6 protein-coding genes are annotated in these 17,838 nt (G+C 72.0%); 5 read left to right on the top strand and 1 reads right to left on the bottom strand.

Annotated elements, in window-relative coordinates:
* Window positions 1–11: 11 nt before the first annotated feature.
* Window positions 12–1,499, bottom strand: a complete 1,488-nt coding sequence (gene tagH, locus ACVBD7_RS04345) for a type VI secretion system-associated FHA domain protein TagH (RefSeq protein WP_458096274.1) — start codon at window positions 1,497–1,499, stop codon at window positions 12–14.
* 250 nt (window positions 1,500–1,749) lie between these two features.
* Between tagH and ACVBD7_RS04340 the strand changes: the two genes are divergently transcribed.
* From ACVBD7_RS04340 to ACVBD7_RS04320, 5 genes are all read left to right on the top strand, one after another.
* Window positions 1,750–2,547, top strand: a complete 798-nt coding sequence (locus tag ACVBD7_RS04340; protein ID WP_458096273.1) for a glucosaminidase domain-containing protein — start codon at window positions 1,750–1,752, stop codon at window positions 2,545–2,547.
* A gap of 136 nt (window positions 2,548–2,683) precedes the next feature.
* On the top strand, window positions 2,684–4,165 hold the full coding sequence (locus tag ACVBD7_RS04335; protein ID WP_458096272.1) for a serine/threonine-protein kinase: 1,482 nt from the start codon (window positions 2,684–2,686) through the stop codon (window positions 4,163–4,165).
* Between the two features lie 179 nt (window positions 4,166–4,344).
* Window positions 4,345–6,111 carry a ShlB/FhaC/HecB family hemolysin secretion/activation protein gene (locus tag ACVBD7_RS04330; protein ID WP_458096271.1) on the top strand — a complete coding sequence of 589 codons (1,767 nt, stop codon included), beginning with the start codon at window positions 4,345–4,347 and terminating at the stop codon, window positions 6,109–6,111.
* Between the two features lie 40 nt (window positions 6,112–6,151).
* Window positions 6,152–14,884: a beta strand repeat-containing protein gene (locus ACVBD7_RS04325; RefSeq protein WP_458096270.1), complete on the top strand. Its 8,733-nt coding sequence runs from the start codon at window positions 6,152–6,154 to the stop codon at window positions 14,882–14,884.
* A 2-nt stretch (window positions 14,885–14,886) separates the two neighbouring features.
* Window positions 14,887–17,823 carry a CHAT domain-containing protein gene (locus ACVBD7_RS04320; protein ID WP_458096269.1) on the top strand — a complete coding sequence of 979 codons (2,937 nt, stop codon included), beginning with the start codon at window positions 14,887–14,889 and terminating at the stop codon, window positions 17,821–17,823.
* The last annotated feature ends 15 nt before the right edge of the window (window positions 17,824–17,838 follow it).

Genomic DNA, 17,838 nt, shown 5'->3' with positions numbered 1-17,838 from the left:
TCGCCGCCGAATCATGGCATCTCCCCGCGGGACGAGAGCTCGTCCATCGCCTGCTCATAGGCCTTGGCGAAGCTCTTGCCGAAGACACTGTCGAAATTATCGGCCAGCGCGCCGGTGACCTCGGCATGCATGGCCTCGAAGGCGTCCCAGGCGCGGGCCTTGCGCTGGCCGGGCAGGACGGAGAAACCGCCCTTCTCCGCCTGGCGCTCGATCTCGGCCGGGGTGAAGCGCGCCAGCAGAGCGCGCACTGCCGTCTGCATGGCGGTGACGGTGGCCAGCTCGTGCAGGCGCATGTCGCGCAACGCATCGGCCATTGCGACGTCCGGCGCCACGGTGTTGCGCCGCCCGACCCCGAGCAGGGCGGCCAGCGCGTCGTCGTCTCCGGCCGAGAACTTCAGCGGGTTGTTGCCGCTCGCCCGGATCATCGTCTGCTCGATCCGGAACTCGCCTTTGATGGAGGCGCGGGCGATCAGGGCCTGGCGCAGACCGCTGACCGCTGCGCGCAGTGCCGCGCCCGCCGATTGAAGGGTTCCAGCGGGATCCGGGACGGTCTGCTCGCCAAGGCCGGTGCCCAGAAGAAAGGCGGCCAGGAGGGCCGAGTCCGACAGGTCGGGCGGTGATGCATTTGCCGGCGCGGCGGGCGCTAATGCCCGGGGCGCAGGGGGCACCATGGCCTGGGGCGGCGCGGGCGGGACGGCCCGCGAAGGCGGCGGTACGAATGGCGGCGAGGGTGCCATGGGCGTCGCCGGAAGATCGGCGACAGGAGGCGGCGACGTGTGCGGCAGCCTTTGGGGCGGGACAGGCGAGGCGAAAGGATCGGGCATCCCGGCTCCCCCGGCCGGCGTGGGGCCGACGGACAGGTCGAGGTCCCAGTCATCCGGGATGACGCTGCCGCCCGGCGGGCGGAAGGCAGCATCCAGCGCGGGGGCGTGGTCGGACTGCGTGGGTCCCGGAAAGGGATCCTCCGACGGAGACAGGGGATCGAAGTCGTCGGGAAGGCGCAGGCTGGCGCTGTCCGGCAGCGCGCCGGGCAGGCCGTCCGACGTGCCGAAGCGGTCGCCAAAGGGTCGCGGCGGCGGGGCCGGCTCGGCGAAGGGGTCGAGCATGCCCGGCGTCAAACCGCCGCGCGCGCCGCCCGCTTCGAACGGGGACGAGAAAGGGGAGAAGGTGTCGGGCCGCGCATGCTCATCCAGCCGCACTTCGATCTCGAAGGTGCCGAGGGTGATGCGGTCGCCGTCGCGCAGCGTCCATTCCTGTCCCTGACCGAGCGGTGACGGCGCGTGGTTGACGAAGGTGCCGTTCGAGCTGGTGTCCGTCAGCACCCACTGGCCGGAACGGAACGCGATCTGGCAGTGCCGCTTCGAGAGATGGCGGTCCGGATCGGCAAGAATCCAGTCATTGTCCGGGCCGCGGCCGATGCTGAACTCACCGCCCGTCACGTCGCGCCGCTCGGGAGCGACGGTATCCGGGCAGCGAATGATGAGAAGGGAGAGACTCAAGGACGGATGCGACCGCAACCGGCGCACCCGCATTCAGGACGCGTTCGTGCCATCCCAGATCCGCGGCCGGTCATTCCGCCCTCCCCACTCGTTCCGCGACCAGTAAAGCCCCGGATGTGCTGCAAAGCTAGTGCGATGCCGCTTCCGGGCCCGCACGGTTGCACCGCAGCACGTTGCGTCGATTGGCGGAGCGCACGCGCCGGTCTTATGATGCGGCCCGGGCGCATCGGGCGCCGAGAGAGGATGGGCCATGGCACTGATCCCTTCCCCCACGGTCCTCAGTACCGACGAGATGGGCCGGATCGCGCCGCCGATCATGACCTCGGTCGGCCACAATGCGATCAACAGCCCGGCCGATGTCTTCATCATCCAGTCCCTGCTGAACGAGCGCCTGCCTAAGCCGCACACGCCCGTTCCGATCACCGGGGAGGCCGATCCGGGCTTCGTGCTGGCCATCGAGGCCTATCAGGCCGTGGTGATGAACATGAACCCGCCGACCGGCCAGGTTTTGCCGGGAAGCCCGACCTACTACTCTCTCGCCGCGCGTCCGCTGGTGGATGCACCGCCGCCGCCCACCGTCCGCTTCGGGCATGTCGGCATCGTACCGCCGGAGATCGAGCAGGCCGCGGCCTCGTCACAGACACGGTGGCGCGTGCCGGCCTCCATCACCCTCGCCCAGTGGGTGGTCGAGAGCGCCTGGGGCGCCAGGATGCCGCCCGACAGCAACAACCCTTTCGGCATCAAGGCCGTGGGGTCGCAGCCCGCGGTGGAGAGCGGCACCCGCGAGGTGGTGAACGGCGCCGACCAGTTTATCCAGGCCCGGTTCCGGCGTTTCGAGAGCCTTTCGGAGGCCTTCGAGCACCATGGAAGACTCTTGGCAACGAATCGCGTGTATTCCGTCGCCATGCGCTTTACCCACGATCCCGAAGCCTTCGCGGACGCCCTGACCGGCGTTTACGCCACGGATCCCAAATATGGCTACCTGCTGAAATGGGTGATCAACAACTACGGTTTCCGCCGTTACGATCAGCCCGTCCCGCCGCCCTGAGAGCGCGCCCCTCCAGCGACGTGGGCCTGGCTCGAACGAAGCGGGCGCTGGCGCGATGACGGCTAACCCGCCCCTTTCCAACGCACTTCGCGCTATTGCAGCGCGCATAGACGCGCAGCGGCTGTCATCGGCCGCGGTGCCCGAAGAGCCGCCGCGTGAGACCTGCTTCATCGACCGGGCGGCTGGCATTCGCCGCAGCCTCGCCACCGTGCTCGGCGTACCGGCGGAAGGCGCGACGCTCGCACTTGGTACGCCCCCCTCCCCCGCCCATGCCGCTGAAGCGGAAGCACTGCTGGGGCATGCCGAACTCCACGCCGCCGAGGCGACCCGCCTGCACGCCGCTGCCGTCCTGTTGATGGTGTCGGGTGACCTCTCCGCGCTCGACCGCGTCACGACGCTGCGGGACGAGGCCCTGGCCAGGGGACGCGCCGGGCTTCTTCATTGGGAGCGCGCGGTCGCAACCCTGGCCGGAATGGGATTGGCCGGTAGCGCGGACAGCGCCCCAGCGGAGGATGCGACGCAGCAGGCCCGTCCGCTCCCTCCCGCCGCCCCAGCGGTCGGGCCGGACGACACGCAGCCGGCCGTCCGCCAGCCCCTGCCCCGCCAGGATCCGCCCCTCGCCGCTCCAACAGCATCACGGTCCACCGACACGCCGGCCGGGCTGCGCCGGCTGATAGCCGGCTCCTTCGAGTTCGGCCGGGAGAGCCTGTTGCTGGCCGGCCGTTACGACATCCGCGACGCCATCGGACGCGGCAGCTTCGGCACGGTGCTCGAGGCCTTCGACCAGAGCCTGCACCGGCTGGTGGCGGTGAAGGTGATGGCCGTGCCGCCTGGCGACGCGGAGGAACAGGCGGAACTGCGAGCTCGCTTCCGCCAGGAGGCCCGGGCGGTCGGCCGCCTGTCGCATCCCGGGATCGTACCCGTTCACGACTTCGGCGAGCAGGCCGACACCGCATGGCTCGTAATGGATCTTGTCATCGGAGACACGCTGAAATCAGTGCTCGACGCCGGCGAACCGATCCCGCACGCCGAGGCCTCGCGTATCACGACGCAGCTGCTGGAGGCGCTCGATTACGCGCATGAGCGCGACATCGTTCATCGCGACATCAAGCCCGCGAATATTCTCCTCACGGCCGATGCCGGCGACGGGCTCGGCCGGGTCAGGCTGGTCGATTTCGGCGTAGCCCGACTCGGCGATAGCAATGTGACGACGATGGGTCAGATGGTCGGCACCCTCTCGACCATGTCGCCGGAGCAGGTGCGTGGCGATGAGGTCGATCTTCGTGCGGATCTCTGGGCCGTTGGCGTGGTGCTCTACCACATGCTGACGGGCAACCGTCCCTTCCGGGGCAACCAGTTCGCACTCATGAACAGCATCCTGATGGACGAGCCCGAGCCGCCCTCCCGCCGCGCGGCCGGCGTTCCGCCAGGCTATGACGCCGTGCTGTCGCGTGCGCTGGCCAAGGCGGCAGAGGCACGCTTCCCCTCCGCCTCGGCGTTCATCGCGGCACTGGCGGAGGTGGATGGCGAACCGGCCAGCGCAGCCGAGGAGGAAAGCGAGATTGGATCGGGTGGCGTGATGGGCGCCCTGCGCCGGCGGTTTTCCCGCGACAATTGAGTTGACCCTGGAGCTGCCCTGCCAGGGGCCGCAGTCCGAGAGTTGGTCGCGGATCCGGTGCCGGAGTTCTTGCCACTGGACCCGATGTGTCGTTATGAATCCGGACGGGAACGATCCACCGGAAACCATTCCATGCCCGGGGCAAGCGTTTCCGAATAACAGACCGAAGAGGCCGTGAGATGGGGGAACGGCTGAAGACGGGGGAGGCGCGGGTGGCCGGCCTGCTCTGGCTGGCCATGGCCGGCATGGCCCCCGCCACGCTTCTTGCCCAACCCGTATCAAGCCAGTCCATCCCGGGCGTGGTCGTGCCGCCCGGTGGTACACCGATCCCGCAGATCGCCCCCGCCGCCCCACCCGAGGTCGGGCCTGGCACCCGCGTCGGCCCTGTCGTCCCTGCCCCGGTCGCCTCTGGCGCAGGAAGCGTTGCGATCCGCGGCGTGGTCTTCGAGGGAGCAACGGCTTTCCCGGCCGAGCGCCTGGCCGCTGCCACCGGCCCACTGACCGGCCCAGCAATTCCTGTTTCGGCGCTTGAGGCGGCCCGGACCGCTATCGTCTCCCTGTATCGGGAGGCGGGTTATCCCTTCGTTACCGCTGATGCCGTGGTCGGCGCGGATGGCGTGCTGCGGTTCCGCGTGACGGAAGGTTATGTAAATGAGGTGCGACTGGAGGGAGATGTCGGCCCTGCCGGTACGCAGGTGCTGCGCTTCCTCAACCGGCTCGTCGACCTCCGCCCGCTCGATATCGCGACAATGGAGCGGCAGCTGCTGCTGGCGCAGGACATGCCCGGCATCTCCATCCGCACCGTCCTCCGCCCGGCCGGCACCGAGCCCGGCGCGCTCTCCCTCGTTGCCCAGGTCTCACGACGGGCAGTCACGGGCTATGTGACCGCCGATAACCGCGGGTCCCACTTCACCGGTCCGGCGCAGTTTCTCGGCGCAGCTCAGCTCAACAGCTTCACGGAGTTCGGCGAGCGGACGGAGCTCGCGCTGTTCTATGCGGATGGCGATACGCAGCTCTTCGGCCAGGTCTCGACCGAGGCCTTCATCGGCGGCTCGGGACTGCGCGTGCGGCTCTATGCCGGACGGGGGCGCGCCACGCCCTCCGGTGCGCTGAGCGCGCTCGGCTATCGCGGCGAGACCACAGTGGGCGGCGTCGCCGTCAGCTACCCGCTGATCCGCAGCCGGTCGCAATCGCTGAACATTGTCGGCAATTTTGACGCGATCGAGAGTGAGATCGACGTGGACGGGCCCAACGGCCGCCGCGTGCGCTTCAGCGAGGATTCGCTGCGCGTGGTGCGGCTCGGCGGCGACTGGGCGGTGTTCGACCTGCTGGCGGGCGACGCGCGGCCCGCGAGCAATTTCTTCACCCTGCGCGTCTCCCAGGGGATCGACGGGCTGGGCGCGCAATCGGGCGACGGGCCCGATCCCTCGCGCGCCGGGGCGCGTGCGGATTTCACCAAGATCAGCGGCGAGGCCACGCGCACCCAGGCGCTGTTCGCGCTCGGGCCGCAGACGGTGCTTTCGCTGCAGGGCACCCTGGCAGGGCAGTGGACGAATGACGTGCTGCCGCCTTCGGAGAAGTTCTATCTTGGTGGCAACCGACTGGGCCGTGGTTACTACACCGGCGAGGTGACGGGCGACCGCGCGATCGCGGTCTCGGCCGAACTGCAGCTTTCAACCAGCTTCGAGACGGCGGCTCTCGGCTTTCCGCTGCGCCTCGATCCCACAGCCTACGCCTTCTACGATCACGGCCGGACTTTCGAGAACCTCTCCTCCGATCCCGATCGCCGCCTCTCCTCGGTAGGCCTGGGCGTGCGGATGGCGATCAATGAGAGGTTCGAGGCGCAGCTCGAGGGCGTGCACCGTCTCACGCGGCGGCCCGGCGGCAGCAATCTGCCGGCGCAGAAGGAGGACGCGCTGTTCTGGCGCGTCCTCGCCCGGTTCTGACAGGAGCCGGGACAGTGGTCATACGGAAGGGTTTGGGCAGATGAACGGCACCTCGACCTTCCGCGCCGCGCTGTTGTGCGGCACGGCCCTTGTCCTTCCTTTCGCGGCGCTGGCGCAGGCCCCCAATGCGCGGCCGCAGGGCGGGCAGGTGGTGGCGGGCAGCGCCGCCATCGCGCAGGACGCTGCGCGCACCCGCGTGACGCAATCCACCGATCGGGCGGCGATCGACTGGCGATCCTTTGACATCGGGCGCGATCACACCGTCCAGTTCCAACAGCCCTCCTCCTCCTCCGTGACGCTCAACCGCGTCACGGGGCCGGACCCTTCGCAGATCGCGGGACGGATCACGGCGAACGGGCAGGTGGCGATCGTCAATCAGTCCGGCGTGGTGTTCCACCAGGGGTCGCAAGTGGATGCGGCCGGCCTCGTTGTCTCCACCGCCAACACCACGAATGCGGCGCTCATGGCGGGTGGTCGCCTGCGCTTCGACCAGCCGGGACGCCCCGACGCGCGGATCGAGAATAACGGCAGCATCACCGTGCGCGAGGCCGGGCTCGCCGCCCTCGTCGCGCCGCAGGTGGCCAATCGCGGCAGCATCACCGCGCGCATGGGCCGCGTCGCACTCGGCGGCGCCGAGACCTCCACGATCGACCTGCATGGCGACGGGCTGATGTCGCTCGAGGTCACCTCCCCCGTGCGGCAGCGGCCCGCTAATGGCGAGGCGCTGGTGACCAACACCGGCAGCATCGCGGCGACCGGCGGCACAGTGGTGCTCACCGCCCAGGCGGTGGATGGGATCGTGCAGGATCTGGTGCGCGCGGGCGGCACAGTTTCCGCCGACACCGACGCGGCCACCGGCCGTACCGGCCGCGTGGTGGTCAGCGGCACGGGCGGCGCTGTTCGGATTGAGGGCGCGGTGACCACGACCAGCACCGCGGCCAATACCACCGGCGGCACCGTGCAGGTGCTGGGCGACCGTAGCTGGGTGGCGCCGGGCGCGCGGGTGGATGCCTCCGGGAGTGCCGGCGGCGGCACGGTGCATGTCGGCACCAACGGCCGGGCTGCCGCGGCCACGCGTCTGGCCCGGCGCACGGGCATCGCCCAGGGTGCGACCGTGCGCGCGGATGCGACAGGGCGCGGCAATGGCGGCACGGTGATCGTGAATTCGGCCGACAACACCGTTCATGCCGGCGAGATCTCGGCGCGGGGCGGCGTGCAGGGCGGCGATGGCGGCTTCGTCGAGGTGTCCGGAGGCAAGGGTCTCTCGATCACCGGGCGCGTGGATGTGAATGCGGGGCTGGGTGGGCAGGTGGGCACCTTCCTGATCGACCCGACGAATCTGACCATCGTGGCCGCCGCGGACGGCACGGGCTCGGACGACGCCGCCGCTGCGGATGGCGTGCTCGGCAGTGCCGAGACGACCGGAGACGCAACCGTCAGCAATGGATTCATCAACGCTTTCTCGGGCAACCTGCGTCTGGAGGCGACGAACAACCTCACCGTTGGCGCTGCGATCAACCGGGCCAATCCTGGGCAGCTTGTCCTGCAGGCCGGCAACACGCTGAACGTCGATGCGCCGATTACGATGCCCACTCCCGTGGTGCCGAATGGCGGTCGGCTTTCGCTCCTCGCAAGCACGTTGAACCTCAACGGGGACGTCACCCTTGGGGCGGGCCAGGACCTAGTGGTCAGCGCCTCGCGCATCACCCAGGATCCGGCAACCCGTATCCTCGCCCGCAGCCTGACCAGCCAGGGCTTTCTCGTCTCGGCTTCCCTGCCAGGGGCGAATCAGCTGCAGGTGCTGGACATGCCAGGCGGCGAGGGCGCGATCGCCGTCCGGAATATCGGCTCGCTCACCCTCGGCACCATCGGCAACCAGAGCAGCAATACCTCGGTGAGCATCGATGTGACGGGCGACATCCAGGTCGCGGGCCGAGTCCAGGGCCGCAACGCCGTCCTCGGCGGCACCTCGGTGCAGCTTCGTGCAACGGGCAATATCACCATCCCCGAATGGAACGACCCGCAGGACGTGCCGAAGTTTGTTTCCGGCAACGGCGTGCGCCTGCAAGCCGGCTTCGACTTCGCCACCGGCAGCGTCGATCCGCTTGCGGCGGGCGGGCTGCGGCTGGCCGGGCCCGTGATCGGCGGCACGGTCAATGTTGCGCCATCCCAGATCCTCTCGGTCGACAGTGCGGTCGACCTTGGCGCAGGCCGCGGCGGCATCGTCCAGACAGTTGGCGGCACCCAGGCCCCGAATGGTGGCGTGATCCGTGCCACGCGCCTGACCATGGTGTCGGGCGGCGATGTCTTCCTGGGGCTCAACCCCACCAGCTCCGCGGATGGCAACAGGATCGACGTGCTGGGGCCCTCAACCGTCGCCGGCGGGCTGAACCTTGTCACCTCACCGGAGAACGGCTTCGCCGTATCGCTGGATGGTGCGATCCGCACCGATGGCACGATGACCGTCCTGCAGCGCTCGGGCAATCTTGAGCAACTCGCCGGTTCGGTCCTGACCACGCCCTTGCTCGATGTTCGCGTACCCAGCGGCGAGCTACTCCTGACCGGCGAGAACCAGATCGCCGCGATCACGGGCCAGGCGGAATCCGGCGTTACCGTGCGCAACGCCACCAGCCTGCGGGCGACGCAGCTCAGCGCGCCCAACTCCACTGTCAGCCTCGACGTGACGGGCGACCTGCAGGCGAGCTTCGTCACGGGACGCTATGGCGTGACCGGCCTGGCCACCGGCAACATCACCGCCAACGACATTCAATCCACGGACACCGCGCTGTTCGGCGTGACGAGGGGGGTCACCCTCCTCGCCGGCTACGATGCAGGGCTCGGCGATACGAACCCGTCCAGCGCCTCTTCCCTGCGCCTCAGCGGTGAGATCGGCAACCCGGACTTCCTCGGCCAACTCTTCCTTGGCGCGGGCACGGGCGGCGTCGTGCAGACCGGCGGACGGATTTCTGGCTCTTACCTGTTCCTCTCAAGCGGGACGACGTCCAGCCTGGCCAGTGCCTCGGCCGGAACGCCGAACCACATCGAGCAGCTGAACGGGCAGCTCGGGAACCTGGTCCTCGACAACGGCAGCACCGGCCTCGTCTTCGTCTCCGGCGAGAACGGCATCGTCGGAAACATCATCGAGGTTCGCACCTCGGGCAATATCGCGGTCGGCGAGGGCACCCTTGTCAACGCCACCCAGCGTATCTCCCTGCGGGCCGGCGGCGTCGATCTGGACAGCTTCAGCAGCGAAGGCAGCCCCGGGTCGCTTTTAGCCCCCACCGTGGAACTGGCGCCCTTCGCGGTTTCGAACACCGAACTCGGGGGAGCCACCTTGCCGGACGGCGGGGTTTTCGGAGTCACCTCCGCCCTGCTCGGAGCCACCCGTGCGGATACGCTGCGCATCGGTGCGGCCAGCTTCGCCGGTGCCACGGCCACGACGGCGAATGATATCCGCCTCACCGGCACGGTGTCCTCCGCCGGGGCAATCGGCACCGCGGGCGTCAGGCTCGACCTCAATGCCCTAGGCAACGTGAGCCAGGCCGCCGGGGCGAATGTCGACGTCACCTCCCTGTCCAGCAACGTGGGTGGGCAACTGACGCTGACCAATGCCGGGAATACCGCCTCCGTCCTCGCCGACAACACCGCAGGCGTTGGGTTCGCCTTCCGCAACAGCGGCGCCTTGTCGGTCACCGGCGCGGTGCGCGCGCCGAATGTGGCTCTGACCACGGGCGGCACTCTCTCCGAAACCGTCACGGGCTCAATCGGCGGCGGCAGCCTCGCGGTGGATGCGGGGACCGTGGATTTGCGGGGCGCGAATTCTGTCACGGCCCTGAACGCATCGCGCTCATCAGGGGATTTCCGGTTGGATAATTCCAGCCCCCTCCTCACCGTACCCGGCGACAACCTCGTCCAGGCGGGCGGTGCGCTCGAGATCAACCAAGTGGGTGGGCTCCGGGTGGCGGGGGCGGTGTCCTCGACCTCGGGCTCGGTGCAGCTGACATCCACGGGCGACCTCACCGCACCGGGCAGCGTGACGGCGCTGGACGCGGTGCGGCTGCGGGCGGGCGGCAGCATCGCGCTCGAGACCGGCAGCCGCGTCGCCAGCACCGGCAGCCCGGCCGGCCTGGTCTCGGTGCTGGCCGGCTACGACACCGCGAGCGGGGCGACGAACGTCGCGAGCGCGACCTCGCTGGCCCTGGCCGGTACGCTCGGCGACGCCGATGGTCCCGGTCTCGTCACCCTCGGCGCGGGCACGGGCGGCATCGTGCAGGCGGGCGGGCAGATCGTCAGCAGCGGCCTCACCGTCACCTCGGGCGGCGACGCCCGGCTGAACGGGGCGGCGGCGCCGAACGGCATCACCGCGCTGGGTGCGAGCGGCGTGGCCGGCACCTTCCTGCTCGACACCGGCACCGGCCTCACCACCACCGGCACCGTCACCGCGGCGGGCCTCGGGCTGACCTCGGCCGGCGACATCACGGTGGCCAGCCAGCTCGCCGCCACCGGGCCCGTCACCCTCGATGCGGGTGGCGGCGTGGCCGAGACGGGTGCGGGCGCGATCGCGGCCGCCAGCCTCGGCGTGCGGGCCGGCATCGGCGCGGTGGACCTGCGCGGGGCCAACACGGTCGGCGCGCTGACCGCCTCCTCTGCCGCCGGCGACTTCCGCCTGGACAATACGGGCGCCCTCCTCACCGTGCCCGGCGGCAGCCTCGTCCAGGCGGGCGGCGTGCTCGCGATCAACCAGGCGGGCGCGCTGCGCGTGGACGGCGCGGTGTCCTCGACCAACAGCGCGGTGCAGCTGACCTCCACGGGCGACATGGCCGTCGCCGGCACCGCGACCGCGGCCGGGGCTGTGCGGCTGCTGGCAGGCGGCAACCTGGCGCTCGAGGCCGGCAGCACCGTCCGCTCCCTCAGCCCCACGGCGGGCACGGTGACGGCCCTGGCCGGCTACGACACGGCGAGCGGCGCGACGAACCCCGCGAGCGCGACCTCCCTGACCCTGGCCGGCACCGTCGGCGGCGCGCCCGTCGGCCCGGCGCAGGGCAACGCCCTCGTGCTCGGTGCCGGCACGGGCGGCATCGTGCAGACGGGCGGGCAGCTGCTCGGCCGCAGCCTCGCCCTCACCTCGGGCGGCGATGCCCGGCTGGTCGGCGGCACCGCGCCGAACGGCGTCGCCACCCTCGCCGCCAGCAGCGCGGCCGGCACCGTCCTGCTCGACAACGGCAGCACCGACCTCGTCACAACCGGCCCCGTCACCGCGGCCCGCATCGGGCTGCGCACCGCGGGCGCGATCTCCGTGCAGAGCAGCCTGGCCGCCTCGCAATCCGTCAGCTTCCTGGCCAACACCCTCGACATCCCAACCGCCTCGGGCGGCCTCGTCACCGCGCCCCTGGTCGAGGCCGCGCCGCGCGACCTCCAGGCCCTCACCCTCGGCAGCACGGCCGTGACCGCCGACACGCTGCGCCTCGGCGCCGCAAGCTTCGAGGGCGCCCCCGTCACCACCGCGACAGGCATCCGCCTGAGCGGCCCGCTCGCCACCTCCGGCGTCCTCATCCTGCAGAGCTTGGGCGACATCACCCAGGACGCCGGCACAACGCTGTCCGCCGCCACCCTGTCAGGCAGCGCGGGCGGCACGGCGACGCTGGCCAATGCGGGCAACAGCCTGCCCCGCCTCGGCAGCTTCACCGCCGGCACCGGCCTTGCGATTGCCACCGACGGCGCGCTCGCCATCACCGACGCCATCCAGGCCCCCAGCACCGCCCTCACCGCCCGCGGCGGCTCCATCGAGGAGATCGGCCAGGGGCGTATCGGCGGCGGCGGCCTCAGCCTCCAGGCCGCCGGCTCGGCCACCCTGCTGGGCAACAACACCCTCACCTCCCTCACCGCCTCCAGCACGGGCGCCGACCTGCGCCTCAACAACACAGGCCCCCTCCTCACCGTACCCGGCGACAACCTCGTCCAGGCGGGCGGTGCGCTCGAGATCAACCAAGTGGGTGGGCTCCGGGTGGCGGGGGCGGTGTCCTCGACCTCGGGCTCGGTGCAGCTGACATCCACGGGCGACCTCACCGCACCGGGCAGCGTGACGGCGCTGGACGCGGTGCGGCTGCGGGCGGGCGGCAGCATCGCGCTCGAGACCGGCAGCCGCGTCGCCAGCACCGGCAGCCCGGCCGGCCTGGTCTCGGTGCTGGCCGGCTACGACACCGCGAGCGGGGCGACGAACGTCGCGAGCGCGACCTCGCTGGCCCTGGCCGGTACGCTCGGCGACGCCGATGGTCCCGGTCTCGTCACCCTCGGCGCGGGCACGGGCGGCATCGTGCAGGCGGGCGGGCAGATCGTCAGCAGCGGCCTCACCGTCACCTCGGGCGGCGACGCCCGGCTGAACGGGGCGGCGGCGCCGAACGGCATCACCGCGCTGGGTGCGAGCGGCGTGGCCGGCACCTTCCTGCTCGACACCGGCACCGGCCTCACCACCACCGGCACCGTCACCGCGGCGGGCCTCGGGCTGACCTCGGCCGGCGACATCACGGTGGCCAGCCAGCTCGCCGCCACCGGGCCCGTCACCCTCGATGCGGGCGGCGGCGTGGCCGAGACGGGTGCGGGCGCGATCGCGGCCGCCAGCCTTGGCGTGCGGGCCGGCATCGGCGCGGTGGACCTGCGCGGGGCCAACACGGTCGGCGCGCTGACCGCCTCCTCTGCCGCCGGCGACTTCCGCCTGGACAACACGGGCGCCCTCCTCACCGTGCCCGGCGGCAGCCTCGTCCAGGCGGGCGGCGTGCTCGCGATCAACCAGGCGGGCGCGCTGCGCGTGGACGGCGCGGTGTCCTCGACCAACAGCGCGGTGCAGCTGACCTCCACGGGCGACATGGCCGTCGCCGGCACCGCGACCGCGGCCGGGGCTGTGCGGCTGCTGGCAGGCGGCAACCTGGCGCTCGAGGCCGGCAGCACCGTCCGCTCCCTCAGCCCCACGGCGGGCACGGTGACGGCCCTGGCCGGCTACGACACGGCGAGCGGGACGACGAACCCCGCGAGCGCGACCTCCCTGACCCTGGCCGGCACCGTCGGCGGCGCGCCCGTCGGCCCGGCGCAGGGCAACGCCCTCGTGCTCGGTGCCGGCACGGGCGGCATCGTGCAGACGGGCGGGCAGCTGCTCGGCCGCAGCCTCGCCCTCACCTCGGGCGGCGATGCCCGGCTGGTCGGCGGCACCGCGCCGAACGGCGTCGCCACCCTCGCCGCCAGCAGCGCGGCCGGCACCGTCCTGCTCGACAACGGCAGCACCGACCTCGTCACAACCGGCCCCGTCACCGCGGCCCGCATCGGGCTGCGCACCGCGGGCGCGATCTCCGTGCAGAGCAGCCTGGCCGCCTCGCAATCCGTCAGCTTCCTGGCCAACACCCTCGACATCCCAACCGCCTCGGGCGGCCTCGTCACCGCGCCCCTGGTCGAGGCCGCGCCGCGCGACCTCCAGGCCCTCACCCTCGGCAGCACGGCCGTGACCGCCGACACGCTGCGCCTCGGCGCCGCAAGCTTCGAGGGCGCCCCCGTCACCACCGCGACAGGCATCCGCCTGAGCGGCCCGCTCGCCACCTCCGGCGTCCTCATCCTGCAGAGCTTGGGCGACATCACCCAGGACGCCGGCACAACGCTGTCCGCCGCCACCCTGTCAGGCAGCGCGGGCGGCACGGCGACGCTGGCCAATGCGGGCAACAGCCTGCCCCGCCTCGGCAGCTTCACCGCCGGCACCGGCCTTGCGATTGCCACCGACGGCGCGCTCGCCATCACCGACGCCATCCAGGCCCCCAGCACCGCCCTCACCGCCCGCGGCGGCTCCATCGAGGAGATCGGCCAGGGGCGTATCGGCGGCGGCGGCCTCAGCCTCCAGGCCAGCGGCTCGGCCACCCTGCTGGGCAACAACACCCTCACCGCCCTCACCGCCTCCAGCACGGGCGCCGACCTGCGCCTCAACAACACAGGCCCCCTCCTCACCGTACCCGGCGACAACCTCGTCCAGGCGGGCGGTGCGCTCGAGATCAACCAGGGGGGCAACCTTACCGTGGACGGCACGGTCTCCGGCGCGACGACCCGTCTTTCGAGCCCTTCAGCCACCATCCGTGTGAACGGCAACTCGGCCCTTGCCCGGACCGGGGACCTCGTGATCGAGGCAGGTGAGTTCGGCCTGGCCGGCCTTCTGCGTGCCAACGGCGCGATCCGCATCACCGCCGGGAGTCTGGCAACCCTTGCGGGCGAGGCGGCGACGGCGGATCTGCGCATCACTGCGCCCCGCATCACCTTCGGCGGGCTGGACGCGAGAGGCGCGCAGGTTGGCCTGTTCCTTGGGGCGGCGGGCACGACCCAGGGCGCGATTGACGCGGGCGGGCTGACCTTGGCGGGCGGTGCGGGCGCGAGGCTGACGGGGACCATTGCCGGCATCCCCGGCCGGCCCGCCGCCGCCGCCGGACGACGCGCCACCCAGGACGGCACCCTGCTGAACGAGCCGCTTCCCGCCGCCGATCAGTTCCTGTTCAACGACTGCGCGATCGGCGTAGCGGCCTGCCTGCCCGTCCTGCCTCCGCTGCGGCCCGCGCCGGACATCGCCGTCGGCTCGACGCTTGCGGACAGTCCGCTTGATATCATCGAGGGGATTGACCCGTCGGCAAATGTGCCGGCGATCGACCGCCTGCGCCCGCCCGTGCCGAACATCACCATCCGCGTCGGTCGCGACCGCTCGGAGGAGGAGAACCTCGCTCCACCGAGCATCCGGCGGGAGGATTACTGACCATGCGATGGCTCTCCCTCCGTGCCGTGCTGGCGGGCACCTCGCTCGGCCTCGCGGCCTGCACTGCGCCGCCGCCCTCTGCCTATGTGGCCAGCGCATCCGGCGGCAGCGGCTCCGTCTCGCTCGGACGCAACACGGCAGGGGAGGAGTGCCGGATGGCCGCCTCGGGCAGTGGGGCCGATGTGTGGTGCGGCGAGTGGAGCAGCCCGAGCGCGCGATTGCGCGAAGTGCCTGCCGCCCCGCCGTTGCAGGTCGCCGAGGCCGCCCGTGAGGGCGTGGCCGGGCGCCTGGACTGCGCCGCCCCGCGCGGCACCTCCGTGCTCGGCGGCGAACCCGCCGCGATGATGGATTGCCGCCGCCGCGCCGGCGGCTGGCCCGCCTTCGTGATGGCGACGCAGACCGGCGGCCGCGCCTGGGTGGCCGAAGGCGTGCTGCCCGCCTATGCCGCCGCCGAGCGCGCGCTGGGCGTGATCAGCGGCCGCGTCCCGGCCGAATCCGCCCCGCTCTCCTCCGCGGCGCTCGATGCCATGGCGGCGCGGCTGGCGCGGGAGGCGTTCTCCAGCGGCGACATCAACGGGTACGAAATGCTGATGTCCGTCGGGCGCGACGCCAATCAGGCCGAGCGCTTCGTGGCCGCCGAGACCGCCTATCGCGCCGCCCTGGCCCTGCAGGAGCGCGCCCTGGGCCCGAATGCGCCGGACCGCTTCCAGCCGATGGTGCTGCTGGCCGTGCAGCTCTCCAACCAGGGCCGCTACCCCGAGGCGGAGGCGCTGTTCACCCGCGCCGCCACCCTCGTGCCCCGCGCGGCCGATCCGCTCGCCCGCGCCATGCTCGCCCATTACCGCGGCCTGCACGAGGCCAATCGCGGCCAGACTGATCCGGCCCTCGCCCTGCTCTCCCAAGGCCATGACGCCTACGCCCGCAGTGCGCCCGCCGAGGCGCGGCTGGCCGGGCGAGTGGCCGCTGCGCCCGCGCTCGTCGTCGATCCCGTGGCCGCACGCGCGCTCATCGGCATGGTGGAAACGCGGCGCAACGCCGCCTCCGTGCTGCGTGCGGCCGGGCGCAACGCGGAGGCGGAGGTCGCCTCGGCCGATGCGACGCGGCTCGCCGCCGCCGCGGGCAGCCCGGTTGGCACCGACGTGATCCAGGCCCGCCTCGCCCGCACCGGCGGCGCGGTGGAGGCCGCCAGCGGCAACACGAGTGGGGCGGATCGCAGCTTCGACCGCTCCGCCCTTCGCTTCGCGCGCGGCGTGCCGCGCTCCCGCCCGCTCGCGGACACGCTGCTGCTGCGGGCGGCCAACGCCTCCCCGTCCGCCGCGGCCGGGTTCTGCCGCGAGGCTGTTTCGATTCTCCGTACCCTGCGCGAGGGCACGACGAGCGAGCGCGTCGCGCCCTGCGTTGATGCCCTGGTCGGGCTCGGCACGCCCGAGGGCCTGTCCGAGGCCTTCGAGGCGGCACAGATCGCCCAGGGCGGCGTCACGGCCACGCAGATCGCCTCTGCCGCCGCGCGGCTGACGGCCGGCGCCCGCAATCCCGCGGTTGCCGACGCCCTGCGGCGGCGCGAGGCGGCCGATCGGGCACTCACCATCAGCTACCGCGAGCGTGACGCCGCGGCGGCGGAAGGCGGCCGCACTGATCTCTCCGCCCTGAACGCCCGTATCGCCGAGGCAGAAACCGCCGCTGCGGAGGCCGATGGTGCCGCCCAGGCCGCCGCCCCGGGCTACGCGCAACTCGTGCAATCCGTCGTCTCGGCACGGGAGGTCTTTGCTGCCCTCGCTCCCGGCGAGGCGCTGGTCGCCACCACCCTGCCCGACACGCGGCGGGGCTGGACCTTCGTGCTGCTGGACGGGACCATTACTGCGGACCGCGTCGGCGCCGAAACGCGTGTAGTGGACGGGCTCGTCGCGCGCCTTCGCGCGAGCGTCGAGGCGGGCGACGGGTCGAAGCCCTTCGCCGCTGCCGAGGCCCATGCGCTCTACGCCGCCGTGCTTGGCAGCGCCGCACCCCGGTTGGAGCGCGCGACCGCGCTGGTGGCGGCGCCGGAAGGGTCGATGCTCTCCCTCCCCTACGGCCTGCTCGTCACTGCCACGCCGCCGCGCGCGAACTCGCATGAGGGCGCGGCCTTCCTGCTCGCCAAGATGCCGATCTCGCATGTTCCGGCCCCGGCCAGCCTCGTATCGCTGCGCCGTGCCGGGCGCTCTGCGGCGCCACGACCCTGGTTCGGCTTCGGCGATCCCCGTCCTGTGCCGGCCTCCTTCGCCGCACGCACCTTTCCGGCCGCGCCGGAATGCGGGCGCGGGCTTGCTTCTCTCGCCCGCCTGCCGGCGACCGCGGTGGAACTGGCCGCCGCCGCGCAGGTCTCCGGCGCGTCGCCCTCGGATCGGCGGACGGGCGCGGAGTTCACTGCCGCCGGCGTGCGCGCAGTGCGGCTGCGCGACTACCGCGTGCTGCACTTCGCCACCCATGGCGTGCTGCCCTCCGATCTTGCCTGCCTGACGGAGCCCGCCATCATCGCCTCCACCGCGCCGAACGGACCGGATGCGACCCAGGCGCTGCTCACCTCGGGCGTCGTGCTGGATCTCGACCTGGACGCGGACCTGGTGGTGCTCTCGGCCTGCAACTCCGGTGGTGGCGCGGCGGCGGGGGAGAGCCTGTCCACCCTCGCCCGCGCCTTCTTCTTCTCCGGCGCGCGCGGCCTGATGGTGACGCATTGGTACGTGAATGACGTGGCGGCGGCGCGGGTCGCGGCCTTCACGCTGCAGAACATTCGCGAGGGGAACGCCCCGGCCGAGGCGCTCCGGCGAGCCCAGCTCGACCTGATGAAAGTGCCCGGCGCCGGTCATCCCGGGCTGTGGGCGCCTTTCGCGCTCATCGGGCCCGGACCCGGGCCAGGCACACCGCTGCGCTCGGCAGCCACCCGCACCGCCACGGCCGGCTGAGGCGCGACCGATCGC

The organism is Roseomonas sp. WA12 (assembly GCF_054165765.1).
Note: the sequence above shows the minus strand (reverse complement) of the source record. Positions and strands in the feature narration are given on the sequence as shown.